At 57.6% G+C, this 23,874-nt stretch carries 20 protein-coding genes and 1 pseudogene; 11 read left to right on the top strand and 10 right to left on the bottom strand.

The window, feature by feature from the left end; translation table 11 throughout:
* Window positions 1-11 precede the first annotated feature (11 nt).
* Both GUY40_RS07485 and GUY40_RS07490 read right to left on the bottom strand, forming a co-directional pair.
* Window positions 12-782, bottom strand: a complete 771-nt coding sequence (locus tag GUY40_RS07485; protein WP_166568316.1) for a 3-ketoacyl-ACP reductase — start codon at window positions 780-782, stop codon at window positions 12-14.
* The gene (locus tag GUY40_RS07490; RefSeq protein ID WP_166568317.1) at window positions 779-1,924 is read right to left on the bottom strand and encodes an acyl-CoA dehydrogenase family protein; all 1,146 of its coding nucleotides are present in this window, start codon (window positions 1,922-1,924) and stop codon (window positions 779-781) included. The genes GUY40_RS07485 and GUY40_RS07490 overlap by 4 nt, the downstream gene beginning before the upstream one ends.
* Window positions 1,925-2,101: 177 nt before the next feature.
* On the opposite strand from GUY40_RS07490, the gene GUY40_RS07495 reads away from it, so the two are divergent.
* Complete coding sequence (locus GUY40_RS07495) at window positions 2,102-3,613, top strand: acyl CoA:acetate/3-ketoacid CoA transferase (protein ID WP_166568318.1); 1,512 nt, start codon at window positions 2,102-2,104, stop codon at window positions 3,611-3,613.
* A 49-nt stretch (window positions 3,614-3,662) separates the two neighbouring features.
* Here GUY40_RS07495 and GUY40_RS07500 read toward each other — a convergent pair whose 3' ends face one another.
* Window positions 3,663-4,316 (bottom strand): TetR/AcrR family transcriptional regulator, encoded by a 654-nt coding sequence (locus GUY40_RS07500; RefSeq protein ID WP_166568319.1) that lies wholly within the window; start codon window positions 4,314-4,316, stop codon window positions 3,663-3,665.
* 216 nt (window positions 4,317-4,532) lie between these two features.
* Here GUY40_RS07500 and GUY40_RS07505 point away from each other — a divergent pair, with 216 nt between their 5' ends.
* The 10 genes from GUY40_RS07505 to GUY40_RS07550 all read left to right on the top strand — a co-directional run bounded on the left by GUY40_RS07505 (window position 4,533) and on the right by GUY40_RS07550 (window position 16,415).
* On the top strand, window positions 4,533-6,035 hold the full coding sequence (locus GUY40_RS07505; RefSeq protein ID WP_166568320.1) for an aldehyde dehydrogenase family protein: 1,503 nt from the start codon (window positions 4,533-4,535) through the stop codon (window positions 6,033-6,035).
* 49 nt (window positions 6,036-6,084) lie between these two features.
* The gene (locus GUY40_RS07510) at window positions 6,085-7,740 is read left to right on the top strand and encodes a GMC family oxidoreductase (protein ID WP_166568321.1); all 1,656 of its coding nucleotides are present in this window, start codon (window positions 6,085-6,087) and stop codon (window positions 7,738-7,740) included.
* A 175-nt stretch (window positions 7,741-7,915) separates the two neighbouring features.
* Window positions 7,916-9,019, top strand: a complete 1,104-nt coding sequence (locus GUY40_RS07515; RefSeq protein ID WP_166568322.1) for a sugar ABC transporter substrate-binding protein — start codon at window positions 7,916-7,918, stop codon at window positions 9,017-9,019.
* Window positions 9,020-9,096: 77 nt separating this feature from the next.
* A complete protein-coding gene (locus tag GUY40_RS07520; protein WP_166568323.1) occupies window positions 9,097-10,041 on the top strand; it encodes an ABC transporter permease in 945 nt (314 codons plus the stop codon).
* Between the two features lie 9 nt (window positions 10,042-10,050).
* Window positions 10,051-11,553: a sugar ABC transporter ATP-binding protein gene (locus GUY40_RS07525; RefSeq protein ID WP_166568324.1), complete on the top strand. Its 1,503-nt coding sequence runs from the start codon at window positions 10,051-10,053 to the stop codon at window positions 11,551-11,553.
* Between the two features lie 9 nt (window positions 11,554-11,562).
* Window positions 11,563-12,510: an ABC transporter permease gene (locus GUY40_RS07530; protein ID WP_166568325.1), complete on the top strand. Its 948-nt coding sequence runs from the start codon at window positions 11,563-11,565 to the stop codon at window positions 12,508-12,510.
* 22 nt (window positions 12,511-12,532) lie between these two features.
* Window positions 12,533-13,282 (top strand): electron transfer flavoprotein subunit beta/FixA family protein, encoded by a 750-nt coding sequence (locus GUY40_RS07535; protein WP_166568326.1) that lies wholly within the window; start codon window positions 12,533-12,535, stop codon window positions 13,280-13,282.
* On the top strand, window positions 13,282-14,211 hold the full coding sequence (locus GUY40_RS07540; RefSeq protein WP_166568327.1) for an electron transfer flavoprotein subunit alpha/FixB family protein: 930 nt from the start codon (window positions 13,282-13,284) through the stop codon (window positions 14,209-14,211). Before GUY40_RS07535 ends, GUY40_RS07540 begins: the two co-directional genes overlap by 1 nt.
* A 160-nt stretch (window positions 14,212-14,371) precedes the next feature.
* Window positions 14,372-15,598: a carbohydrate porin gene (locus tag GUY40_RS07545; protein WP_166568328.1), complete on the top strand. Its 1,227-nt coding sequence runs from the start codon at window positions 14,372-14,374 to the stop codon at window positions 15,596-15,598.
* Window positions 15,599-15,779: 181 nt separating this feature from the next.
* Window positions 15,780-16,415 carry a TetR/AcrR family transcriptional regulator gene (locus GUY40_RS07550; protein WP_166568329.1) on the top strand — a complete coding sequence of 212 codons (636 nt, stop codon included), beginning with the start codon at window positions 15,780-15,782 and terminating at the stop codon, window positions 16,413-16,415.
* An 85-nt stretch (window positions 16,416-16,500) separates the two neighbouring features.
* Here GUY40_RS07550 and GUY40_RS07555 read toward each other — a convergent pair.
* The 7 genes and pseudogenes from GUY40_RS07555 to GUY40_RS07585 all read right to left on the bottom strand — a co-directional run.
* A pseudogene (locus tag GUY40_RS07555) lies at window positions 16,501-16,698 on the bottom strand (IS5/IS1182 family transposase); the annotation flags it as partial.
* A 149-nt stretch (window positions 16,699-16,847) separates the two neighbouring features.
* Window positions 16,848-18,173 (bottom strand): OprD family porin, encoded by a 1,326-nt coding sequence (locus GUY40_RS07560; protein WP_166568330.1) that lies wholly within the window; start codon window positions 18,171-18,173, stop codon window positions 16,848-16,850.
* A gap of 96 nt (window positions 18,174-18,269) precedes the next feature.
* Window positions 18,270-18,626, bottom strand: coding sequence for a DUF202 domain-containing protein (locus GUY40_RS07565; protein ID WP_371924741.1), 357 nt, complete (start codon window positions 18,624-18,626; stop codon window positions 18,270-18,272).
* Window positions 18,605-18,964: a YidH family protein gene (locus GUY40_RS07570; RefSeq protein WP_166568332.1), complete on the bottom strand. Its 360-nt coding sequence runs from the start codon at window positions 18,962-18,964 to the stop codon at window positions 18,605-18,607. The genes GUY40_RS07565 and GUY40_RS07570 overlap by 22 nt, the downstream gene beginning before the upstream one ends.
* A gap of 86 nt (window positions 18,965-19,050) precedes the next feature.
* Window positions 19,051-20,382, bottom strand: coding sequence for an MFS transporter (locus tag GUY40_RS07575; protein ID WP_166568333.1), 1,332 nt, complete (start codon window positions 20,380-20,382; stop codon window positions 19,051-19,053).
* 88 nt (window positions 20,383-20,470) lie between these two features.
* On the bottom strand, window positions 20,471-22,645 hold the full coding sequence (locus tag GUY40_RS07580; protein ID WP_166568334.1) for an acetate--CoA ligase family protein: 2,175 nt from the start codon (window positions 22,643-22,645) through the stop codon (window positions 20,471-20,473).
* Window positions 22,646-22,685: 40 nt separating this feature from the next.
* Window positions 22,686-23,840 carry an acyl-CoA dehydrogenase family protein gene (locus GUY40_RS07585; RefSeq protein WP_166568335.1) on the bottom strand — a complete coding sequence of 385 codons (1,155 nt, stop codon included), beginning with the start codon at window positions 23,838-23,840 and terminating at the stop codon, window positions 22,686-22,688.
* Window positions 23,841-23,874: the final 34 nt, after the last annotated feature.

A 23,874-nucleotide genomic window follows, 5' to 3' on the forward strand; every position in this document is an offset into this window, starting at 1 on the left:
ACTCCGGCAAATCAGAATTTGGGAATCAACAGGCCGCCATCGACGGGTACCGCCTGGCCTACGGTGTAGGGCAGGCCACCACTGGCCATTGTGGTAATGACCTGGGCGACATCCTCGGGGGTGCCCCAGCGCTTGATGGCGGTCAGTCCGCGTTCGATCTGCGCGTCATAGCGTGCCTTGGAGGGAGCGGTCATTTCCGTTGCTATCAATCCTGGTTGGACCTCATAAACACCGATGCCTTCATCGGCCAGGCGGACCGCGAACAGCCTTGACGCCATCGACAAGCCGGCCTTGGAGATTCCATATTCGCCACGCAGCACCGATACCGCGTGAACGTTGGAGGACGTAACAGTGACGATGCAGCGGTGGGCGCCTGCCGGCTTGTGTTTCACTAGCCGACGAGCGAAGGCTTGAGTCAGAAAGAAGGTGCCACGTGTATTCACACGTTGGCAGCGGTCGTAGCTCTCGGCACTCACGTCCAACAGATCTCCCCTGGACATGACCGATACGCCGGCGTTGTTGACCAGGCACGACAATGGACCGATAGCCGCCTGTGCGGCATCGAGCAGCTGCTCGTGCTGCTCGATAGCAGCGATATCACCCTCCAGGGCAACGGCCTTGGCTCCCGATTCGATCACCGCTTGCAGGGTCGACTGCAACGCCTCATCGACCGTTAAGTCGACTAGAGCCAGGTCAAAGCCCGCTCGCGCCAAGGCAACGGCGGACGCTCGCCCAATTCCGCCTCGGGCGCCCGTGACCAGAGCAGTAGGTCGGGCACTCATGAGCGACCACCGTTGTTCAGAAGTTCTCGAGCAATGATGGTGCGTTGGATCTGGTTGGTACCTTCGTAGATCTGAGTGATTTTTGCATCGCGGTACAGCCGCTCGACCTCAAAGCCACGAATGAAGCCGCTGCCGCCAAACATCTGCACGGCATTGGCGGTTTGCGCGACCGCTACGTCCGACGCGAAGCACTTGGCCATTGAGCAGGCAATGGTTGCGTTGTCGTTCGCGTCCAGGCGTTGCGCCGCATCCTGCACAAGCAGGCGCGCGGCCCTGATGTCCTTGGCCATGTCGGCCAACATCCATTGCAGGCCCTGGTTGTCCGCGATCGGCTTGCCGAACTGTTTGCGCTGCGGAACATATTCAAGGGCGGCTTCAAGCCCGGCCTGGGCGATGCCCACGGCCAAGGACGCAATACCCACGCGACCTTTGTCCAAGGCGCTCATCATGATGTGAAAGCCTCGGCCTTCCTGGCCCAGCAGCGCATCTTCAGCCAGCTCGACGTTATCGAAGTTCAGGCCGCCGACTTGCGAGGCCCGTTGGCCCATTTTGTGTTCTTTGGGCCCCTTGGAAACGCCAGGTAAGTGGCAGTCGACAATGAAAATGCTCATGCCGCGCTTGCCCGCCTCCGGGTTGGTGCGAGCCAGTACGAATGCCAGGTCAGCAACGGGGGCGTTATGGATCCAGAGCTTTGAACCGTTGAGTTTCCAGCCGTTTTGCGTGCGCTCGGCCGTGGTTCGGATCCCAGAGACGTCAGACCCCGCATCGGCCTCGGTGATGCAGTAGGCGGGATGCTTGTGTGCGCTGAGCAAGGAAGGCAGGTAGCGCGCTTGCTGTTCGGCGCTGCCATGCACCGACAACAGCGTCCCAATCAGTTCAAGCAGTCCGCACTGGTCAGCGACTGAGGCGTAGCCACGGGACAGCTCTTCCATCACCAGTGCGTACGCGAGGCTGTCCAGCCCGGCGCCACCGAGTGTATCGGGAACAGTGATTCCAAAAAGTCCGAGCTCGCCCATCTGCCGATAAAGGTCGACGGGAAAGCTTTCATCGTGATCGAGTTTTTCAGCGAGCGGACGCACAGTCTGATCCGCGAAACGGCGAGCCACATCACGAATCTGCAGGTGGATGTCAGAAAGTTGCATTGTTTTTTTTCCTTTCCGGGGAGCAGTGAACGGTGGGTTGTTTTCGGTCTCTGGCTCGACTAGAGTAAAGACACGTAACCAACTGGTTATTTATTTAATGCGTCCTTTGGGAGCTCGTCAAGTGCTCTGTACACCAGAGGATGCAAGCAGCGAAGCGTTCACGAGGAGATAAAAAAAATGAAAAGACGCTGTTCCTCTGCATCAGACGTCGTGTCCCTCATCGCGGATGGGGCCACCCTCGCGGTCTGTGGTTCGGGCACGTTGCTGGAGCCCGATGCCCTGCTGTTCGCGATCGAGGAATCGTTCCTGCGTACAGGTCATCCGCGCGATCTGACGATTGTTCACGCGCTGGGGATCGGGGATGGGCAGGGCAGTGGCCTGGAGCGTTTAGCCCACAAGGGATTGGTGCGCAAGGTCATCGGCGGACACTGGAGTTGGTCCGCGAAAATGCAGAAGCTGGCCAAGGACAATGAGATCGCGGCCTACAGCATTCCTGCTGGAGCGATCATGAGCCTGATGCGCGAAATCGGCGCGGGCCGCCCAGGGCTGATCACCCATATTGGCCTTGGTACCTTTGCCGATCCGAATGTTTCTGGAGGGCGCTGCAATGAGCTAGCGACTGAGTCGATCGTCGAGCGTCTGGAAATCGACGGTAAGCCGTACTTGCGTTACAAGCCTTTCAAGGTGGATGTGGCGCTGGTGCGTGGCAGCCTTGCCGACCCAAGTGGCAACATCACCTTGGCCCATGAAGCCGCCGACCTGGATGTCTACGCGCTCGCACTCGCAGCGCATAACAGTGGCGGGAAGGTCTTTGTACAGGTCCGGGAGCTGAGCGAGACCCCGTTCGTTCCTGCTCGTATGGTGCGAATTCCCGGCGTACTCGTCGACGACGTAGTGCTGGCACCTGAGCAACGTCAGTGTCTGGCATCGGATTACGATCCTGAGATAAGCGGTGAATGCTTACCACGTCCCGAAAGGCCTGACTCCCCACTTCCTGAAGACATTCGTCGCATTATCGCCCAGCGTGCGGCGGATGAGTTTACGCCTGGCATGTCACTGAATTTCGGCTTCGGCATTCCCGCAGGCATTCCTTCACTGCTCGCTGAGCGCGGACTGCAAGACCAATACTGGGGCAGTATCGAGCAAGGCATTCACAATGGCCGGATGATGGATGGCGCGATGTTTGGTGCGGCCCGATTTCCTCAGGCGATTGTGACTTCGCTGGACCAGTTCGATTTTTACAGTGGTGGTGGGGTAGATCTGGCATTCCTCGGTATGGGCGAGATGGATCAGTTTGGCAACGTCAACGTATCAAGCCTCGGCGGGCGTCTGGTGGGGCCTGGTGGCTTCGTCGACATCACCCAAGGTGCACGCAAAGTTGTGTTTTGCGGTGCTTTCGAAGCCAAGGGGCTGCAGGTGGAGCGTCATGGCTCTGAGCTCGCCATTGTTCGCCCGGGTGAGGTCCCCAAGTTGGTCGAGCAGGTTAGCCACATCACCTTCAGTGGGCCGCAGGCGTTGGTATCAGGGAAAGAAGTCCTGTATGTCACTGAACGTGCGGTCTTCCGTCTGGTGGAAGGAGGCATTGAGCTGGTCGAGGTGGCGCAGGGCGTGGATCCGCAGCGTGATGTCCTCGACCGGATGTCATTTAAACCTTTGGTGCGCGACCCAAGGTTCGTGGCTCTGAAATGACCAGTGCTCCTCTGATCATCGCCATAGCAAGGGGATGATCAGATATCCATCAAGGTCGAAGCATTCCAAGGATCGTCTGGACATTGAAGTCGATGCGATCTTGAAGGGCCTCGGGAGACATGAGGTCGAAGCCGTAGATGATCTGCCCGGTAAAGCGGTTGTTGAGGTAGTAGTAGCTGATGGCGGCGATCGAGATATTCAGTTGCACGGGGTCGACTCCGGCGCGAAACACGCCTTGGGCTACGCCTCGATCCAGGATGCCGGCAACCATCTCGATCATGGACTTGTGCATGTCATGCATCTTTTCCTGAGAGCGTTTCAGGTGAGCGGCCTTGTGAAGATTTTCGCTGTTGACGAGGGTCAGGAAGTGCGGGTTTTTCAGGTAATACTTCCAGGTGAAGGTCACCAACTGCGTGATCGCCGTTTGTGGGTCGAGCTCTTCAAGCTTGAGCTTGCGCTCGGCATGGCGGATGTCGTTGTAGGCCGTTTCCAGCACCGCCTGAAAGAGTCCCTCCTTGTTGGTGAAGTACTCATAGATCATGCGCTTGTTGGACTTCGCGCGGTCGGCAATGCTGTTGATCCGCGCCCCGCCAAACCCAAGTTTGGCGAACTCTACCGTGGCGGCTTTGAGGATTCGAAGCTTCGTGGCTTCTGCGTCGCGCGTCGAGCGCGGCAATGTATCGTCCTTGGGTTCTACGGTCATTCGATTCGCTCCGATAGCAGGCTTGGTTTAAAGATCGCAGGTCTGCCAGCGTCAGTCTACGACGGACTGCATGTGCCTGCTTTTTAGTATTTCTATTGCGACCAAGTCTAAAGGTCGGTAAAAAAGTAAACAACTGGTTGGTTACAATGGCGCATCAGTCACTCGTGCCTCAGTTCCCGCGCAGTCTTGATAACAATTTGTACAGAGGACACCATCATGAACAACAATTCCTCGATTCACTCGCTCCCAGAGCAACCCCGTATTTTCGAAATGTTTATCGACGGGCAATGGACCAGGGGCTCGGCAACGAAGTCGGTCACACGTTACAGCCCGTCCCATAACCTGCCTGTCAGCGTGTATCCATCGGGTAGCGCCGAAGATGTGGACAGCGCAGTGACCGCGGCGCGGCGCGCTTTCGAGCAGGGGACCTGGGCTCGTGGTACAGGGGAATCCCGTAGCGTTGTGTTGCTCAAGACAGCTGAGCTGATCCGCAAACACAGCGAAGAGCTGGCGCTGTGTGAAACGTTCGAAACCGGCAAGCCGATCGCCCAGTCCAGAGGTGAAGTCCTGGCTGCCGCGGGCATCTGGGAGTACGCCGCTGGCCAAGCTCGCGCACTGCACGGCGACGCGTTCAACAACCTGGGTGAAGACATGCTGGGGCTCGTCACTCGGGAGCCGGTAGGTGTTGTCGGGCTGATTACGCCCTGGAATTTTCCTTTTTTCATTCTTGCGGAACGCTTGCCGTTTATTCTGGCTTCGGGATGTACCGTGGTTGTCAAACCCAGCGAACTGACCTCGGGAACCACTCTTATCCTCGCAGGGCTGCTTCAGCAGGCCGGTTTGCCGGCAGGTGTGGTGAACGTTCTGACGGGGCCGGGTTCGGTCGTGGGGCAGAGGATCTGCGAACATGCCGACATCGATATGGTTTCATTCACCGGTTCTACCGAGGTGGGCCGTCTGACTCTGGCAGCGGCAGGCGGCAACATGAAAAAGATCGGGCTGGAACTGGGAGGTAAGAATCCGCAGGTTGTCTTTGCCGATGCCGACCTTGATGCTGCAGCGGACGCCATTGTCTTTGGTATCTGTTTCAATGCCGGCCAATGCTGTGTCAGTGGCAGTCGGTTGCTGGTTCATCGCTCGGTCGAGCAAAGCCTTACGGCAAAAATCCTCAAGCTGCTCGAGCAGGTCAAGATCGGCGACCCACTCGACGAATCAACGCAGGTTGGATCAATCACCGAGCAGCGCCAAATGGAGCGGATACTGGGGTACGTCGATCAAGGGCGTCGCGAAGGTGCCGAGCTGCTCACCGGCGGCCACCGGATCGATAGTGCACAAGGGATGTATGTGCAGCCTGCTGTATTCGCACAGGTCACTGCGCAAATGACCATCGCGCGCGAAGAAATCTTTGGCCCGGTATTGACCATCACGGCATTCGACGATTTCGATCAGGCGATGAGCATTGCCAACGACACACCGTTTGGGTTGGCGGCCAGTATCTGGAGCCGTGATTTGAATACTTCGTTGCGCGCCATGCGTCAGATAAAAGCCGGCCGGGTGTGGGTCAACACCACAATAGCGGGAGGGCCGGAGTTACCTTCCGGGGGCTTCAAGCAGTCGGGCATCGGTCGCGAAACCGGTCGTTACGGCGTTGAGGAGTACACGGAGGTGAAGTCCGTACACCTGCAACTAGGCGATCGTCCTCGCTGGATTCAAGCCTGAGCTTCTCGGTAACGATCTACGTCAAAGAATAAAAAGTGGAGACATCAAAATGTATGATTTTGTCATCATTGGCGGAGGTTCGGCCGGGTGCGTTCTTGCGGCACGCCTGAGTGAAGCTGCGGACGTAAAGGTGCTGCTCCTGGAGGCGGGGCCTGCGGACACGAATCCGTACATCCATATGCCCGTCGGATTTTTCAAAATGACGGGAGGGCCCCTCACTTGGGGCTTCGACACTGTGGATCAGAGCCATATGAAGAACCGCTCCATTGTGTATCCGCAGGGCCGGGTGCTGGGGGGTGGCGGTTCGATCAATGCCATGGTTTATACCCGCGGCAACGCGCGCGACTACGATAATTGGGAGCAAGAGGAGGGATGTCGCGGCTGGTCATATCGTGATGTGCTGCCTTATTTTCGGCGCGCCGAAGACAATGAGCGCTTCTCGAACGAATATCATGGCACCGGTGGCCCGTTGGGGGTATCCGATCCCATCAGCATTAACGAGGTCAGCAAGGCCTTCATCCTTTCCGCGCAGGAGGCGGGCATCCCCCATAACGCTGACTTCAACGGAGTCAAGCAGGAGGGCTGTGGTGCCTATCAGGTGACCCAGCGTGGGGGGCGTCGCTGTAGCGCCGCAAAGGGCTATCTGACCAAAGAGGTGCGCAAGCGACCCAACCTGACCCTACAGACCGAGTGCCTTGTTACGCGTGTGAAGATCGAAAACGGGCGTGCGACTGGCGTTGAGTATGTCCAGGGTCGTGATTCGCGCGAAGTTCGCTTTGCAAAGGCCAATCGTGAAGTGGTGGTTGCAGCCGGGGCCATTGGTTCTCCCAAGGTCTTGATGTTGTCGGGGGTAGGGCCAGCCAATGATCTGTCGCGTCTTGGTATCACCGTCCAGAAAGACCTGCCTGGTGTGGGTCAGAATCTCCAGGACCATTTTGACATCGATATCGTTTGTGAGCTCAAACAGCACAAGAGCCTGGACAAATATGCCAAGCCGCATATGACGCTGATGGCGGGTCTTGAATACATGATGTTCAACAAGGGGCCTGTCACCTCCAACATCGCCGAGGCTGGCGCATTCTGGTATGGCGATTCACGTTCTGAAATCCCGGATCTGCAGTTTCACTTCCTGCCCGGCGCTGGGGTGGAAGCGGGCATTCCTCCGGTTTCCTCGGGTTCGGGGTGTACGCTGAACTCCTATTTTCTACGACCCAACAGCAGGGGGCAGGTCACACTGCGCAGTAGTGACCCGCTTCAGCCGCCCTTGATCGACCCCAATTACATCAGTGACCCCTATGACCTGCATGTATCGGTGGAGGGTATAAAGCTCAGCCGTGAGATTCTTTCTCAGTCGTCCTTGAGCAAGTACATCAAGGCCGAGCACTTCCCTGGCAGCCGGGTCAAGACGCAGGCCGATTACGAAGCCTATGCTCGCGAAAGCGGCCGAACCGGGTATCACCCAGTGGGTACCTGCAAAATGGGTATCGACGATCTTTCAGTGGTCGATCCGCAGCTTCGTGTTTACGGCATTGAGGGGCTGCGGGTCATCGATTCCTCCGTGATGCCCAGGCTGAACAGTGCCAACACGAATGCGCCTTCGATCATGATTGCCGAGAAAGGCGCCGATCTGTTGTTGGGCCGTCAACTGCCGCCCTCCGAGGTCCGCTCGGGGGCAAACCCGGCGATTCTGGGTCATGTGATCTGAACTGTGCCTTTGTCCGATGACGCCTTTGGCGTCATCGCGACCCCTTCCTGCTCGATTTTTTCATCAAACACTCAACCTGCGATTGCATGTTTGCCGCGATGGATTTATAAATAACCAGTTGGTTACTAGAAATATAAAAACGCTGATCGTCCGGTGCCACGCACCTGGAGGGAACATGAACAAGAATGACAGAAACCCGTCCAATCAATTTGCAATGGGCCGCCGCGAGCTGCTGATCGGGGCGGCCAGCCTGGCGGGTGTCGGGGCTCTATCCTGCATGCTGCCTGGCATGGTCTGGGCGCAGGAGAAGCTGACCTTCTCGAACTCCTTTCGCTCAATGACCAATCCTTACCATGCGCTCTTCAACCGGGGCGGCGAAGCCTTCGCCGCCACCCGGAAGATTCCGTATTCGCCATTGATCACGGAAGGTAACTCGCAGAAAAGCATCGCTGACATTCGCGCGCTGATCGCCAAGACCGAAGGCAATCTGATACTCAACGTTGAACCCAACGACTCTTCCGATGCTCGAGCAATCATTGAAGAGTGTGTGAAAGCGGGTGTTTACGTGACCACCATCTGGAACAAGCCAGACGATATGCACCCTTGGGACTACAACCCATATTGGGTCTCCCATCTTTCCGAAGACAGTCAGTCGGTGGGCGAGGAAGTCGCCATCCGTCTGTTCGAGGCAATGGGTGGCAAGGGGGGCGTCGTCGCGCTTGGCGGCATCCTGAGCAATATGCCGGCCATCAGCCGACGCAAAGGGTTGGACGCGGCACTCAAAAGATTCCCCGACATCCAGCTGTTGGACTTTCAGGCGGCTGACTGGAGTGCCAACAAGGCATTTCCGATCGTTCAATCCTGGTTGACACGATTTGGCAGCGATCTGAAGGGGATTTGGTCCTGCAATGATGACATGGGCATGGGCGCTCTCGAGGCGCTGCGTGGCGAAGGGCTGGCCGGTACCATTCCTATTGTCGGCATGGACGGCACCGATCAGGCCGTCCAGGCGATTCTCTCGGGTGAGTACATCGCCACCAGCACTATCGATCCCTCCTGGCTCGGGAGCATGGGGTTAGCCCTGGGTTATGCAGCCAAAACCGGCAAGCTGGATCCGGCCAAGGAGCCTCGTGAACATCGAGAGTTCTATGTCCGTCCCCAGATGATTACCAAGGAAAACGCCGAAGTCTATTTCCGCGCCAATTTCAAGACGCCGCAAAACCCGGATGTCACTGACTACTGGGCGCGCGTGGCAGGGCCGATTCGCTACGACCTGTAGCTTCCCGTCAGCGCTCATGCTCATCGCGCATTTACGGCGCGTGGCCCCGTCATTTCTTGTCTACCGGAGTTATCGTCATGGCCCGTCTAAGACGGTTTTCATCGTTAATCGTATTGTTGCTCATCGGCTTGTTGGTGGGCTCGGTCAATCACAACTTCTTCGACCCTTTGAACATGACGCGCATTGCGACGGCGTCCGCGATTCCCTTGCTCATGGCATTGGGCGGCATGTTCGTGATTCAGATGGGCAGTATCGATCTGTCGGTCGAGGGCATTGTTGCTATCGGTGCGGTGAGCTTTTCATTGCTGATCAGCAACAGCATCAACGACTACTCGATAGGGCTCTGGGCGCTGCCGATTGCGGTGGTGGTCGGGGCAATCATGGGACTGATCAACGGATTGCTGCAGGTGCGGCTACGTATTCCTTCCTTCATCGGTACGCTGGGCGTGGGGTTTGTTGGGATAGGCCTGGCCACCGCGTTGCTGCAAGGCAACACCGTGCGAGTGACGGATATGGATGTGCGCGCCGTAGCATTGCAACGGATGCTGGGCCTGCCCCTGTCGGTGTGGATCGTCATCGTTGCACTGATCATCGCGCACGTCGTTTCACGCCATACGGTTCTGGGGCGGCACGCCTTGGCCGTCGGTGGCGCAGAGGATCTGGCCCGGCTCAACGGTGTAAGGGTTGGGCGAGTTCGGATCGCCGTCTTTGCGCTGGCGGGTGCTTTCTATGGCCTGGCCGCCATTCTGGCGGTAGCCCAATTCGGTCAAGGGCATGCGCTGATCGCTCAAGGCCAGCTATTCACTGCCATTACCGCCATCGTCGTGGGTGGTTGTTCGCTGGCCGGCGGTAACGGTAGCCCATTCGGCACGTTGCTCGGCGTGTTGATCGTCGTCGTCCTGAGCAACGGCATGGTGCTGATGGGGATACCGCCGTACGTCCAGCAGGGTGTGCAAGGCGTATTGATTATCGTGGCCGTGGCCATTGCGCTTGACCGTGCGAAAGCACGCGTTGTGAAGTGAGGACGCATCATGCTCGCACTTAAGAATGTCAGTAAGCGATTCAACGGCAACACGGTGTTGAAAGAAATCTCCATCGAGATTCGAAAGAACGAGGTCGTCGGCCTGATCGGCGAAAACGGAGCGGGCAAGTCGACCTTGATGAAGATCCTCACCGGTGTCTACCAGCCCGATGATGGTCATCTGGAGATAGACGGCAAACCCGTTGTACTGGACGGTCCCCGTGGTGCTACGGCGAACGGCATCGCGATGGTCTATCAGGAGCAATCGATCCTGACCAATCTGTCGGTGGCCGAGAATCTGTTCCTGGGGAGGGAAGCCGAATTTTCACGCTGCGGATTCATTAATTGGAAAAAGCTCTACAAGGCTGCTCGCTTCCAGCTCGCCAAGGTCAATCTCGACATTGATCCCGGTATGTTGTGCAGTGAGCTGAGCTTCGGTCAGCGTCAAATGGTGGAGTTGGCCAAGTCGCTGGCGTTGGAGGAAATGACCGATGGGCACTTGGTGATTTTGCTCGACGAGCCGACCTCTGCGCTTGAACAGAAGGAAATCGACACCTTGTTCCGCCTGGTGCGGCAGCTCAAGTCCCGCGCTTCGTTCATTTTCGTTTCCCATCGCCTCGATGAATTGCTGGAACTAAGCGACCGCGTCTATGTGCTCAAGGACGGTGAAGTGGTCTCGCAAATGCCGGCAGCAGAGGCCACCAAAGAGCACCTGCATACCTTGATGGTGGGCCGCTCTCTGCACACCGAGTATTACCGCGAATCGCTCCAGCAGACGCCTGCGCAGGATGTGGTTATGAAGGTCGAGAAGCTGGCGCTCAAAGGTGTTTTCTCCGAACTCGACTTCCATCTGCACCGCGGCGAGGTGCTGGGCATTGCCGGTGTAGTCGGCTCCGGTCGAGAGGAGCTCTGCCGGGTACTGGCCGGCCTCATGGGCAAAACCAGCGGAGAGATCATCGTGAGGGGGCAGCGTCTGCGCGAACAAAGCGCATCGGCCTCGATCAAGGCAGGTATTGGTTACGTTCCTCGCGAGCGCAAGGTCGAAGGCATCGTTTCCATGCTCAGTGTCGCCCAGAACATGACGTTGGCCCGCATTGGCCAGGTGACCTCATTCGGCCTTCTAGAGACCGGTAAGGAACGCGAAATCGCCGAGAAGTGGATCACTCGACTGCGGATCAAGACCCCCGGCCCTGACGCGTTGCTGTTGAATCTGAGCGGCGGCAACCAGCAAAAGGTGGTGTTGGCGAAATGGCGAAACGCCCAATCAACGATCCTGATTCTCGACCACCCCACTCGAGGCCTGGATGTCGGTGCCAAGGAAGACGTTTACGAACTGGTCAGAGAGATCACCGCCCAAGGCATATCAGTGATTCTGACGGCCGACACACTCGAAGAGATGATTGGGCTGAGCCACAGGATCCTGGTGATGCGAGACGGTGAATTCGCTCAGTCATTCGATTGTCCACCGGGTTGCAAACCGCAACAGGTGGATCTCATCAAACACATGGTATGAGGCCGTCCTATGCCTATTTCCTTGATTGATTTTCGCAGTCAGGCACCGCTGCTGGCTTTGGTCGTGCTGATGGCGCTGATCTCCGGTTACGACCCGGGCTTCATTCGTCCCGCTGCAATACTGGGACTCGCCGCCGATACGGCGACGCTGTTCATCATGGCCACGGGAATTACGTTCGTGGTGCTGATCGGGGGCATCGACCTTTCCTCACAGGCCGTAGCCTCGATGGCCAGCGTAATCGTGGCCCTGTTGCTTCCAGACTTCGGTAGCTGGTCTGTGCCGCTCGCGATCGCTGCGGGTGTCACCGCCGGCATCATCAGTGGTGTTCTCCATACACAGTTGCGCTTGCCGTCTTTTATCGTGACTTTGGCCATTGGTGGGTTAGTGGTCAGCTTGAATATGCTGTGGTCAGGCAACCGTACGATCAATATCGCTGAGGCAGATCGCAGCGCTTCTTTCGGCTGGGTGACTGGCCAGAGTCTAGGGATCCCCAACGAAATCTGGGTAGCTTTGGCGGTGATGGTGTTATGCGTGGTGATCCATCGCAAGACTGCATTTGGCCGTTTCGCTAACGCCATCGGTTCCGGAGAGTCGGCTGCCTGGGCGTCGGGTATCAATGTGCTGCGTGTGAAAATCATCAGCTTTGCTTTGTCCGGTGGGCTGGCGGCATTGGCTGGCGTGATGATGGCTGGGCGCGTGGCTAGCGGTTCGCCCACCCTGGCCAACGAATTCCTGTTGCCAGCCATCGCGGCCGTTCTGGTGGGAGGAACGGCGCTCACAGGGGGTGTTGGGGGCATATGGCGAACCTTGATCGGTGCATTGCTCGTTTCTGTGGTTCGCATAGGGATGACCTTCGTTGGCGTCAGCGTGTTTGCTCAGCAGATTGTCTTCGGCGTCATCCTGATCATTGCCGTGGCATTCACCATCGATCGCTCGAAAATTCCGGTTGTCAAATAGCAGAAGAGGCTATGCATTTCATATGAAAGTGTTAGTTGCTGTAAAAAGGGTGGTCGACTACAATGTGAAAGTCCGCGTCAAAGCGGACGATTCTGGAGTCGATCTCGCCAACATCAAGATGGCCATGAACCCGTTCTGCGAAATCGCTGTGGAAGAGGCGGTACGCTTGAAAGAGTTGGGCACAGCCACTGAAATTGTCGTCGTCAGCATCGGACCTGCTACTGCCCAGGAGCAACTACGCACCGCGCTGGCTCTGGGTGCTGACCGCGCCGTGCTGGTCGAGTCCGCCGAGGAACTGACTTCCCTGGCCGTGGCCAAGCTGCTCAAGGCCGTGGTCGACAAGGAACAGCCTCAGCTGGTGATCCTGGGCAAACAAGCCATCGACAGCGACAACAACCAGACCGGCCAGATGCTGGCGGCGCTGAGCGGTTACGCCCAGGGTACTTTCGCCTCCAGGGTGGAAATTGCTGGCGACAAGGTCAACGTCACTCGCGAAGTCGACGGCGGCCTGCAGACTGTTTCGCTGAACCTGCCGGCGATCGTCACCACTGACCTGCGTCTGAACGAGCCACGCTACGCTTCCTTGCCCAACATCATGAAGGCCAAGAAAAAGCCGCTGGAAACCGTCACCCCGGATGCGCTGGGCGTTTCTACCGCCTCGACCAACAAGACCCTGAAAGTTGAAGCCCCGGCTGCTCGCAGCGCAGGCATCAAGGTCAAGTCGGTTGCAGAACTGGTCGAGAAACTGAAGAACGAAGCGAAGGTGATTTGATGGCTATTTTGGTTGTTGCTGAACATTCAAATGCCGGGTTGGCCTCTTCCACGCTCAACACCGTGGCTGCTGCAGGCAAGATCGGTGGCGAAATTCATGTGCTGGTGGCCGGCGCCCATGTCGGTGGCGTGGCCGAAGCCGCTGCGAAAATCGCTGGCGTCGCCAAGGTCCTGGTCGCCGATAACGCTGCCTACGCCCACCAGCTGCCGGAAAACGTTGCGCCGCTGATCGCAGGGCTTGCGGCGCGTTACAGCCACATCCTCGCGCCAGCCACCTCCAACGGCAAAAATATCCTGCCGCGCCTGGCCGCCCAGTTGGACGTCGACCAGATCTCCGAGATCATCTCGGTAGAATCGGCCGACACCTTCAAGCGTCCAATCTACGCCGGTAACGCCATTGCCACCGTGCAATCCACTGCGGCCATCAAGGTCATCACCGTGCGTGCCACCGGCTTCGACGCCGTTGCCGCCGAAGGGGGTTCGGCTGCGATTGAAGCCGTTGCGGCTGCGCACGACGCAGGCAAGTCGTCCTTCGTCTTTGAGTCGCTGGCCAAGTCCGATCGCCCGGAACTGACCGCTGCCAAGATCGTCGTTTCCGGCGGTCGCGGCATGCAGAACGGGGACAACTTCAAACACCTGTACGCTCTGGCCGACAAGCTGGGCGCTGCCGTTGGCGCTTCTCGTGCCGCGGTTGACGCAGGTTTCGTACCGAACGACATGCAGGTCGGCCAGACTGGCAAGATCGTCGCGCCACAGCTGTACATCGCCGTCGGTATCTCCGGCGCGATCCAGCACCTGGCCGGTATGAATGACTCCAAAGTGATCGTGGCGATCAACAAGGATGAAGAGGCACCGATTTTTCAGGTTGCTGATTATGGGCTGGTGGCTGATCTGTTCGAAGCGCTGCCTGAGTTTGAAAAGTCGCTGTAACTTCCGGTGGATTCAGAAGCCACTCTGAATCCATTCCAGCCTTTGCTCTTCGTTGAGGGAAGACATGCTCTCTTGCGTCTTTGTAATGGCGCAGGGGTGTTCTTTGTTGTTCGCTTTATAGACCTTGTCCAATAAATACAAAAAACCATAGGTTTCATGCATGAATATTAAAACGCTCGGTGCTGTCGTGGGTGCTTCGTTTGCTGTGGGTTTTATGCCAGGTGAAACATATTCAATGGATTTCAGTGGCTATCTCCGGACGGGAGCAGGCGATTCGACCCAAGGAGGGAAGCAGTCGTGTTTTCAGCTTCCAGGCGCGCAGTCTAAATATCGCCTGGGCAATGAATGCGAGCAGTATATTGAGCTGGATTTACGTCAGGATCTGCTCTCGCTCGACGATGGCTCGGTGGTCAGCCTGGAAGGCATGGCACAGTTTTATAACGAATATGGTCATTCCCTGGAGTTTGATGGTGAACATGGTTTTACACGCATGAACCAGCTCTACGCAGAGTGGAGCAAGATGCCGGCTCTGAAGGGTGGGTCGTTCTGGGCGGGCCGTCGGTTCTATAATCGAAATGACATCCACATTTCTGACTTTTTCTACTGGAACCAAAGCGCCACAGGGTTTGGGTTTGATCAGGTAGCGCTCGGGGATCTGATATACAGCTACGTGTTCTCGCGCAAAGATAACCTCTTCCAGAAAGATTACGTGACTCGCCACGATGTGACCGTCAGCGGATTTAACTCCAATCCCGGCGGAGAAGTTCAGTTGGGTATCAGCTATCTGGACAAGCCAAGTCGCGAGGATGCTCATCATGGCTGGTCGTTGATCGCACAGCACACGCAGATCGCGTTTCTGGGTGGGGTCAATAAATTCGCTGTTCAATACGGCCAAGGGCCGGGTACCGCCTTAGGTTATACCGGCGACTCGACGTTGGATGAAAGCAACAGAAGCTGGCGAATTGTCGAGTTTTTTGATTGGCAATTGACTCATTCCTTTAGCGGCCAGGTTGAGGTGGTCTACCAGAAAGATACGCGGCCAGACGGCGATGCTCAGAATTGGTTATCGATAGGAGTGCGTCCTGTTTATGCGATCACCCCTCAATTCAAGTTTGTCACTGAGGTGGGACGCGATCAGGTTGATGCCCCCGGCGGCACTCGTAAACTGACCAAATACACGATCGCACCTACGTGGTCGCCAAAGGGGCCGGGGTTCTGGGATAGGCCAGAGATCCGGCTCTATTACACGTATGCTACTTGGAACAAGGCTGCGCAACGCGCAGCCAGCATGCAGTCTCCTGGAGCGGCATTGTCGGATACCGGTGCTTTTGGTACGGACTTGCACGGATCCAACGTCGGGATTCAGGTAGAGTATTGGTGGAAATAACCTTTTATGACTGACGCTCCCGGCAGTGCGCTGATAGTTTCGGCCTCGCATGAAGGTTATGTGTAGAAATAAAATTCGTGCGATTAAAGTTATCCCTCTCCAGGCTTCCTCGTTTGCCCGCTGACTATACGGTCGCGGGCTTTTTTTGCTGATAAAACCTGTGTCTGAGGTTAAGTTCCATGTGAGTTCTGTCAGCGAATGGTTTATGTTGATCGTGGTGGGGAATGTGAGCGCAGAAATATTAAGATGCAAGCAGATACGCCAAGTGGCGCTATCGCTTTTCGTTAATCAGGGCTATCAAGCTGTCAGCTTGCGTAAGCTGGCGGGTGAGGTGGGTATCCAAACGGGATCTCTTTATAACCACATAGAGAGTAAGCAGTGTTTGCTGTATGAGCTGATCGAGCGCCATGAAGCAGGATTGCTCCGGGCGTTAAAGACGGGGTTTTCATCTGTCGATCCTGTCGCAAGTTTGAAAAATTTTGTCGCTGACTATCTTGGTTTTGTTTTTGGGGATTTACAGGGTTTGATCTTGTGTCAGCGTGAGTGGGGTTTGTTAAGTGATCAGCAGCAACATTATATTCTGGCGCTTAGAAGAAGCCAGCAGAGTGTTCTGTCAAAAATCATATCTGACGGAAAGGATCAGAAGATTTTTGCAGTCGTTTCCTTGGATTCAGTTGTGCAAGCGATCATTTCAATGCTTAGTGGTGTATCAGTATGGTACAGCCCGAATGTGACCTGCGATCACAGTGTGGTGATTTCTCACTATCAAACTATGGTTTGCAATTTGGTTAGGGAAACTCCGAACAACTTGCGTTGAATGCGCTCCAGCCGAAATGGCAACCATTCTCAGTGCAAAAGTGGTCGTCGATACAAGAATTCGGACTTTCAGCCCGTTTCCGTTTCTACTGGCGCAACTCGCCTATACCCATCAATTGCTTTCGAGCCATCCACAGGTTCAACAGGGCAAACAGCGTGGTCAGTGGTACGGTATTTTTCATCAGTCCGCGAAAGCGCACTTTCACATAGCCAAACTGGCGCTTGATCACCCGAAATGGATGCTCGACCTTGGCCGGCGCCTGGGCTTTGAGGTACTCGAGTCTGATGAACAAGCAACGTCATTGCTTTTCAGCTGAATCCAAATACAAAGCCGCCCAGCCTGTTACTCATCAAGGTTACAGCCCTATCAAAGCCTCGCGCTTCGTACAGAACCTATGTCCTGCCGCCCTGCACGGAGCGGCAGGCAAGGAAGTCAGAACAGTGACAAGGTGTAGCTGACGATCAGGCGATTCTGGTCTTGATGGGGGTCAATCTGCGAGCGCAGCGCGCCGTAGCGCCAGCCGAAACCGACGCCCTTGAAGGTGCCGTCCTGGATCACATAATCCAGCGCCAGGTCACGCTCCCATTCACCCTTGTCACCGCCGACGGCGGTTTTGATGTCGTCGCCCTTGAGATAGACCATCGACGCGCGCAGGCCGGGCACGCCCAACGCAGCGAAGTCATAAGCGTACTGGCCGAACCGGGTACGTTCGCCGGCGCGGGTGAAGCTGGCAAGCATACGGTCGGTAAACAGATAGACACTGCTGCCCGCAGCCCCCTTGCCCGGCAAGGTACCCTGATTGAGTTGCACGAAATTGCTGTCGTCGGAAACGCTTTGGTAACCGCCGGTCAGCGCATGGCCACCGAGGGTATAGGTGAACATCGCGCTCCAGGTGCGGTTGTCGATCTCACCGGAACTATTGCGGGTATAGCCACCGACCCGGTAGCCCTCTGCACGTCCGCTGGCACTGCCGTTAGCGCCGCTGGAGTCGGTGTCGAAGTAGCGCAGGTCGGTCTTGAACGACTGGCCTTTGCCCAAGGCCAGTACATGCTGCAAGCCGAAGAACTGCTGGGTGTAGTAGTCCTCGAGGTTGGCCACGTAGTACTGGACGATCAGATCCTTGGTGACTTTGTAGTCAGCCCCGGCGAACACGAAATCATTGCTCTGGCGGGTTGCGCCATTGACCGCCAAGCCCGTGCGATCAGTGGAGGCGCGCCCGGTGGCTTGATCCAGGCGGCCAGCGGTCAAGGTCAGGTTGTCGATATCGTTGCTGGTGACTTGCCCACCCTGGAACGTCTGCGGCAGCAGGCGACCGTCGTTTGACACCAGGATCGGCAATTTCGGCTGCAGTGTACCCAGGCGGGCCTCGGTACTGCCCAGGCGCGCCTTGCCGGTCAGGCCCAAGCGGCTCCACTGGTCGGCGGCACCCGTGCCGTCATCCGGAATCATGGAGCTGCCGCGATGGTTGCCAGCTCCACTGTTTAGCGTCACGCCCTGAAAAGCCAGAGCATCCACGCCGAAACCCAGCGTCCCGGCGGTGAAACCCGAGGTGTAATTGAGCATGAACCCTTGGGCCCATTCCTCGGTTTTGCTCTGTCCGGCAGGACCGGGCCGGTCGCGATAATCATTGTTGAAGTACAGGTTGCGCAAGGCCAGATTGGCATGGCTACCTTCGATGAAATCTGCGCGCGCGGCCTGGCCGACGGAGCTGGTCAAGGCGCCCAGGACCAGGCATTTCAGGGTTGAGGGTTTATTCATGGCAAAGGTTTCCCGTGGGCGCTTGCACGCCTTTTTTTTTTTTAGGTTCAAGGGTGTTGTGGCAGTACGGTGGACGGCTGCGGCTGCGGCTGCGGATCAATAGCGCGTCGCAATGGAGGCGACTCCGGTGACACAGGCTATCAGCGTGACGACCGTCGCAGCTGCGATTGCAATGGCAGGCGGCGCAATCACTGCTTGAGCGCTCAACAATTGCCGGCGACGCCACGCGCCATAGAGAACGGCGGCTCCCGACGCGACCAGCAGCGCGAATGCCAAGAGGGTGATTGGCACCTCCTGGTTCACCCAGCCCGAGCGCAGCGCCAGCAAGGCGTTGGCCAAGACTGCCCATCCGGTTCGGCTCCACGACAGCGCTGTGCGTTCAGCCTGCAACCCCGGGTCTCTAGGCCGCTGCAATTGAACGTCCTGTTGAATCACGCGAGTTTCACCACCCACAACAGCACAATCGCAGCCGCGATACCCAGCGTGGCCGTCGCGATCAGCGGGATGGCCATCGTCGCGGGCAAGCGGCGTGAGTGGCGCATTGCGATTTCGTTGGCGCGCCAGCGCACATAGGCCATTGTGCAGAGCAGCGCCGCAAGCATGCCAAAGACGATGGCAAGGCTCATGACAATGCTATGCGGACCGAGTTTGGTGGAGAACTGATCGAGCACAACACCCCCGGCCAATAGGCCAAGGGCCGTGCGAATCCAGGCCAGGAAGGTACGCTCATTGGCCAGCGAGAACCGGTAATCCGGCTCCTCACCTTGCTGACGCCATAGCGGTTCGCGCATCACATACTCCTTATTCAAGGGTTCCGGGGATGGGACCGTGATCGCAGAATGCAGACTCCGGCGATCACGGAAACTTGGCTCCAGGCTTACTCCCCTGCCGGTACCTTGCGTGCCGGAATGGCAATCAATATGACCAGAGCGCCGATCAAGGTGATTGCCCCCAGGATCCCTAGCCCTGCATAAATGCTGCCCGTACTGGACTTCATCACGCCCACCAGGGTCGGGCTCACAAATGCCCCGATGCCTCCCAGACTGGTAATCAAGGCGATGCCGCTGGCTTTGGTATTACCGGTCAGGAAAGTGGCTGGAATGGTCCAGAACACCACAAAGCCTCCGTACGATGCCGCGGCTGCAATTGAAAGCAGCGTAATGGCAAATGTTATGTTGTGAGCGATCAGTGGCAACAGTGCAAAGCACAGAGCGATGACCGCGCCGCACGCTACAAGGTGCCAGCGCCGCTCCATCTTGATATCAGAGCTGTATCCCACGATATAGGTACCCGCCGCGCCGGCCAAAAACACCACGCTGGACAGTAACCCGACCTCAACCAAATCCTTCACGCCGACATCTCTGATGATGGTGGGCGCCCAGAAGCCTATGGCGTTGAACGACACCAGTACGCAGAAGTAACCGACCATCCCGACGTAGAGTTTGGGGTTGCGCAACGCTTCGCGTAGGCCGTGGTCTTTGCCCTTGGGTCCGCCCTTTTCCTCGGCTGCCAGGTCGCCCAGCACGATCGCCTTTTCGCGCTCGCTGAGCCAGGTCGCATCGCGGGGCTGGTCACACAGGAAATAGAACGCGACGACACCCAGGATAACTGCCGGCAGGCCTTCGAGCAGGAACAGCCATTGCCAACCGCGCAGGCCATACATGTCGGCCATGTTGACCATGATCCAGGTGGACAGCGGTCCGCCAATGATGCCGGCGGTGGCGGCCCCCATCATGAAGAAGCCGGTCACACGGCCCCGGCGCGCGGCCGGAAACCAATAGGTCAAATACAAGATGACGCCCGGAAAGAAGCCCGCTTCAGCGGCCCCCAGGAAAAACCGCATGATGTAAAACTGCAGAGGCGTGTTCACGAACATCATGGCGCTGGAGATCGAGCCCCAGAGGATCATGATGCGCAACAACGTACGGCGTACGCCGATACGTTGCATCCAGAGGTTGCTTGGGACTTCAAACAACACGTAACCAATGAAGAAAAGTCCCGCGCCCAATCCGTAGGCGGCCTCGGAAAAGCCCAGGTCGCTCATGAATTGAAGCTTGGCGAAACTGATATTGGCACGGTCAAGATAGGAAACGATGTAGCAGATAATGAGAAACGGCATGAGCCGAAGCGTCAGCTTTCGATATGTCCGCTCAACCTCGTCGGACGAATACTGCTCTACAAAAGCGGGGTGCTGTTGAGTGATATTCATGTGACCCTCGTTGACTGCAAGTGTGAAGTCGATACAAAGGAGCGGCCAAAGTGATTGACCGCCAGAATTCCAGGCATGTGTGGCGTCATTAATTGACGCAGGCATCCCCGCTCGCAAGGTGACGCTCGACAAGCACCACGCTGCCATTCGAGAACGGCTTCGCGAGCGCATCCCCTGCTCTCACCCCTTTTCCAGTTTTCAGCACGAACAGCGGATTGATATCGAATTCCTGCACGACCTCACGCAGGTCGATTGCCATCGCCGACAAGCGCATCAAGGTATCGATCACTGCGCTCAAATCGGCCTTGGGACGCCCGCGAGCGCCATCCAGAATCGGGAACGAACGCAACTCACGCACCATCGACTCCGCTTCGGATCGGGTGATCGGTGCCAGACGGAAACTGACGTCCTTCATCACCTCGGCGAAAATACCCCCAAAGCCCACCATCACTGCCGGACCGAACAATGGATCGTTGTTGATACCCAGGATCAATTCGGTCCCACCGCTGACCATTTCCTGCACCAGTACGCCATCCAGCACCGCATCCGGGGCATAGGCCCGTGCGTTGCGGATGATTTCATCGAACGCTGTCTCTACGGCGGCGGCACCCTGCACACCGACGCGAACGCCTCCGGCTTCAGTTTTGTGAGGAATGTCAGACGACTGGATCTTCAGGACCACCGGCATGTTCATGGCCGAGGCTATGCAGGACGCATCAAAGGCGTCGGTCGCAAGCGTCTCTTGTGTGACGCCGATGCCGTAGGCATGCAGTACCTTCTTGGCCTCGAACTCCGTCAGGTCAGTGCTGCGACCCCGCATTAACTGGCGCATCTCGGGACGAGCCAGCACCAGCGCCTCCTCGATCAACACGTGCGCCACACGGCCGCGCGCCTCAGCAAAGGCCCACAACGCACTGGCGCCACGGGCACAGCGGACCGGGGACTGGTAGCGCGGGATGCCAGCGGCATCGAGAATGTCATACGCCTCCTGGACAGTGGCAGGATCAGCGTTCCAGGCGACGAGCACCGGAATGCCGCGCTCGTTGGAGATACGCACAATTTCGTTAGCCAGCTCGGTCGCCAACTTGCCGCTGGCCGCCGCCAAGGCGAGCCCGATCATGTCTACGTTCGGATCATCGGCCAGATTTTCCAGGGTCACCCGAAGCAGGCTGGCGTCGGTGAGTAGACTCGCCGTCACATCCAACGGATTGGCGACCGCCGCGAATGAAGGAAGGACCTCCTTGAGCGCGGTCATGGTAGCCGGGTCTAGCTCGGGCAGCTCCAGGCCGCCGGCAGCAGCCCCATCCGCCATGGCAATACCGGCGCCGCCGGAGATCGTGACTATGGCCAGACGATTACCCTTGGGCAAATGTCCGGGCAGCAGGGCCTTGGCGCAGTCGGCCAGATCGCCCACATCGTGGACTTCGATAATTCCGCTTTGCCGGAACGCGGCGCGATACAGTGCCATGGATCCGCCCAGATTGGCAGTGTGCGACGCAGCAGCCCTGGCTCCGGCTTCCGAGGTGCCGACCTTCCAGACCAGCATCGGCTTGCCGGCGCCCAGCGCGCGACGACCGATCGACAGCAAGCGGTGTGCATCCTGGAACCCCTCCACGTAACCGGCGATCACCCGGGTTTCGGGATCGTCGATCATGGCATCCATGAAGTCCAGCGAGGTGGTCACGGATTCGTTGCCAGTAGAGACGTAGTGCCTGAAGCCGATACCTTCCTGGCTGGCCAGCATCACGATCGAGTTGCCGAAGGCGCCACTCTGCGAGGTGAGGCTCAAATGGCCTTTAGGGTAGGTCAACCCATAGGGCGCACCGAAGCCGACATGGATACCCTCACTGATGTTCATGTAACCCTGGCAGTTCGGACCGATCACTTGCATGCCGAACGACCGCGCAATGGCTGTGATGTTGCGTTGTGCCTCAGCACCCTCCTCACCGGCCTCGGCAAAACCGGAGGACAGAATGACAGCAAATCGGCAGCCCTTCTTCCCCAGCTCGGTCAGCGCATCGGGCACACGTTTGGCCCCGACCGCAATCACGGCGACGTCGGGAGCGACCGGGAGCGATGCAACATCGGGGTAGCAGGCATAACCGGCCACCTCATCGTAGCGCGGATTGACGGGCAGAATCTGGCCGCCAAAGCCCTTGGCCTTGAGGTGGGCAATGGGTTGCCCGCTGATGGAAGCAAGATCCTGGGAGGCGCCGATCACGGCGATGGAACGCGGTTTGAAGAACAAATCGAAAGTAGACATGACGACTTCCTGCATCAGAGGAGAATGGCCTGCGTTCGCCTTAGCGATGGGCGGCAAGTACATGCTTGGCGATGTTGAGCTGGTGGATTTGACTGGTCCCCTCGTAGAGGCGAAACAGTCGGACATCCCGATACCAGCGCTCAATAGACGCATAGTCGGCGACGTATCCAGCTCCGCCGAACATCTGCACGCAGCGATCGGCGACACGCCCGCACATCTCGGTGGCGAAGTACTTGCACATCGAAGCTTCCAGCACCACATCCTCGCCGCGATCGCGCTTGCGGGCGGTCTCGAGAATCATGGAGCGTGCGGCGAATATCTCGGTCTGGCAGTCGGCGATCATGGCCTGGACCAACTGGAAGTTCGCGACCGGCTGGCCAAACTGGGCACGTTTCGTCGTGTGCTCGATGGCCATCTCCAACATACGCATGGCAGGTCCAGTGGACAGGGCCGCCAGATGGATACGTTGCTTGTTCAGGGTCTTCATCACGGTCTTGAAACCGTTGCCTTCGACACCGCCGATCAGATTGGCCGCCGGGACCCGGCATTCATTGAAGTAAACCTCGCCGACGGGCGAACCTGCCTGCCCCATCTTGCGGTAGGGCTCGCCAGTGGAAAGCCCAGGCATGCTGCGCTCGACGATAAATGCCGACACGCCTTTGGCGCCCTTGCTCCCCGGCTCGGTCCGGGCGGTGACCGTGAACACATCGGCAATTGGGCCATTGGTGATGTAGCACTTCTCGCCATTGAGGATGTAGCTATCACCGTCACGCCGGGCGGTGGTTTGCACGTTGGTCGCTTCGGATCCTGCCTCTGGTTCGGTAACCGCCAGGCAGCCGGTCCATTCACCGCTGGCCAAACGCGGCAGATAAGACTGTTTCTGCTCTTCAGTGCCGTCAACGACAATCCCTTCGGAGCCGATACCGGTATTGGTGCCGACACGGGCACGCACCGCCACTGAACTTTGGGACAGCTCGAATGCGCCCAGCACCAGCTCTTCGGTGGTCAAACCTGCACCGCCGTAGGTTTCAGGGATGCTCCAGCCGAAAAAGCCTTTCTCGCGCATTGCCTGCACCAGATCGGCGGGGACTTCATCGAAGCGCTCGATGTCCGCCTCTAGCGGAATCGCCTGATCGCGCACGAAACGGCGAACTTCACTCAAGAAAGTGTCGAATGCCTGCTGATCGCGTACCATTTTTGCCTCCAGTTTTTTTATATTTGTTGATCAA

Origin of the sequence: Pseudomonas sp. R5(2019) (assembly GCF_009905435.1) — a bacterium.
GTDB lineage: Bacteria > Pseudomonadota > Gammaproteobacteria > Pseudomonadales > Pseudomonadaceae > Aquipseudomonas.

Excerpts from the sequence above, each read along its gene's own strand:
- GUY40_RS07510 (WP_166568321.1), top strand. The coding sequence starts at position 6,085 with ATGTATGATTTTGTCATCATTGGCGGAGGTTCGGCCGGGTGCGTTCTT.
- GUY40_RS07560 (WP_166568330.1), bottom strand. The coding sequence starts at position 18,173 with ATGAATAAACCCTCAACCCTGAAATGCCTGGTCCTGGGCGCCTTGACC.
- GUY40_RS07515 (WP_166568322.1), top strand. The coding sequence starts at position 7,916 with ATGAACAAGAATGACAGAAACCCGTCCAATCAATTTGCAATGGGCCGC.
- GUY40_RS07545 (WP_166568328.1), top strand. The coding sequence starts at position 14,372 with ATGAATATTAAAACGCTCGGTGCTGTCGTGGGTGCTTCGTTTGCTGTG.
- GUY40_RS07530 (WP_166568325.1), top strand. The coding sequence starts at position 11,563 with ATGCCTATTTCCTTGATTGATTTTCGCAGTCAGGCACCGCTGCTGGCT.
- GUY40_RS07585 (WP_166568335.1), bottom strand. The coding sequence starts at position 23,840 with ATGGTACGCGATCAGCAGGCATTCGACACTTTCTTGAGTGAAGTTCGC.
- GUY40_RS07580 (WP_166568334.1), bottom strand. The coding sequence starts at position 22,645 with ATGTCTACTTTCGATTTGTTCTTCAAACCGCGTTCCATCGCCGTGATC.
- GUY40_RS07535 (WP_166568326.1), top strand. The coding sequence starts at position 12,533 with ATGAAAGTGTTAGTTGCTGTAAAAAGGGTGGTCGACTACAATGTGAAA.
- GUY40_RS07490 (WP_166568317.1), bottom strand. The coding sequence starts at position 1,924 with ATGCAACTTTCTGACATCCACCTGCAGATTCGTGATGTGGCTCGCCGT.
- GUY40_RS07570 (WP_166568332.1), bottom strand. The coding sequence starts at position 18,964 with ATGCGCGAACCGCTATGGCGTCAGCAAGGTGAGGAGCCGGATTACCGG.
- GUY40_RS07525 (WP_166568324.1), top strand. The coding sequence starts at position 10,051 with ATGCTCGCACTTAAGAATGTCAGTAAGCGATTCAACGGCAACACGGTG.
- GUY40_RS07520 (WP_166568323.1), top strand. The coding sequence starts at position 9,097 with ATGGCCCGTCTAAGACGGTTTTCATCGTTAATCGTATTGTTGCTCATC.
- GUY40_RS07485 (WP_166568316.1), bottom strand. The coding sequence starts at position 782 with ATGAGTGCCCGACCTACTGCTCTGGTCACGGGCGCCCGAGGCGGAATT.
- GUY40_RS07495 (WP_166568318.1), top strand. The coding sequence starts at position 2,102 with ATGAAAAGACGCTGTTCCTCTGCATCAGACGTCGTGTCCCTCATCGCG.
- GUY40_RS07540 (WP_166568327.1), top strand. The coding sequence starts at position 13,282 with ATGGCTATTTTGGTTGTTGCTGAACATTCAAATGCCGGGTTGGCCTCT.
- GUY40_RS07575 (WP_166568333.1), bottom strand. The coding sequence starts at position 20,382 with ATGAATATCACTCAACAGCACCCCGCTTTTGTAGAGCAGTATTCGTCC.
- GUY40_RS07505 (WP_166568320.1), top strand. The coding sequence starts at position 4,533 with ATGAACAACAATTCCTCGATTCACTCGCTCCCAGAGCAACCCCGTATT.
- GUY40_RS07500 (WP_166568319.1), bottom strand. The coding sequence starts at position 4,316 with ATGACCGTAGAACCCAAGGACGATACATTGCCGCGCTCGACGCGCGAC.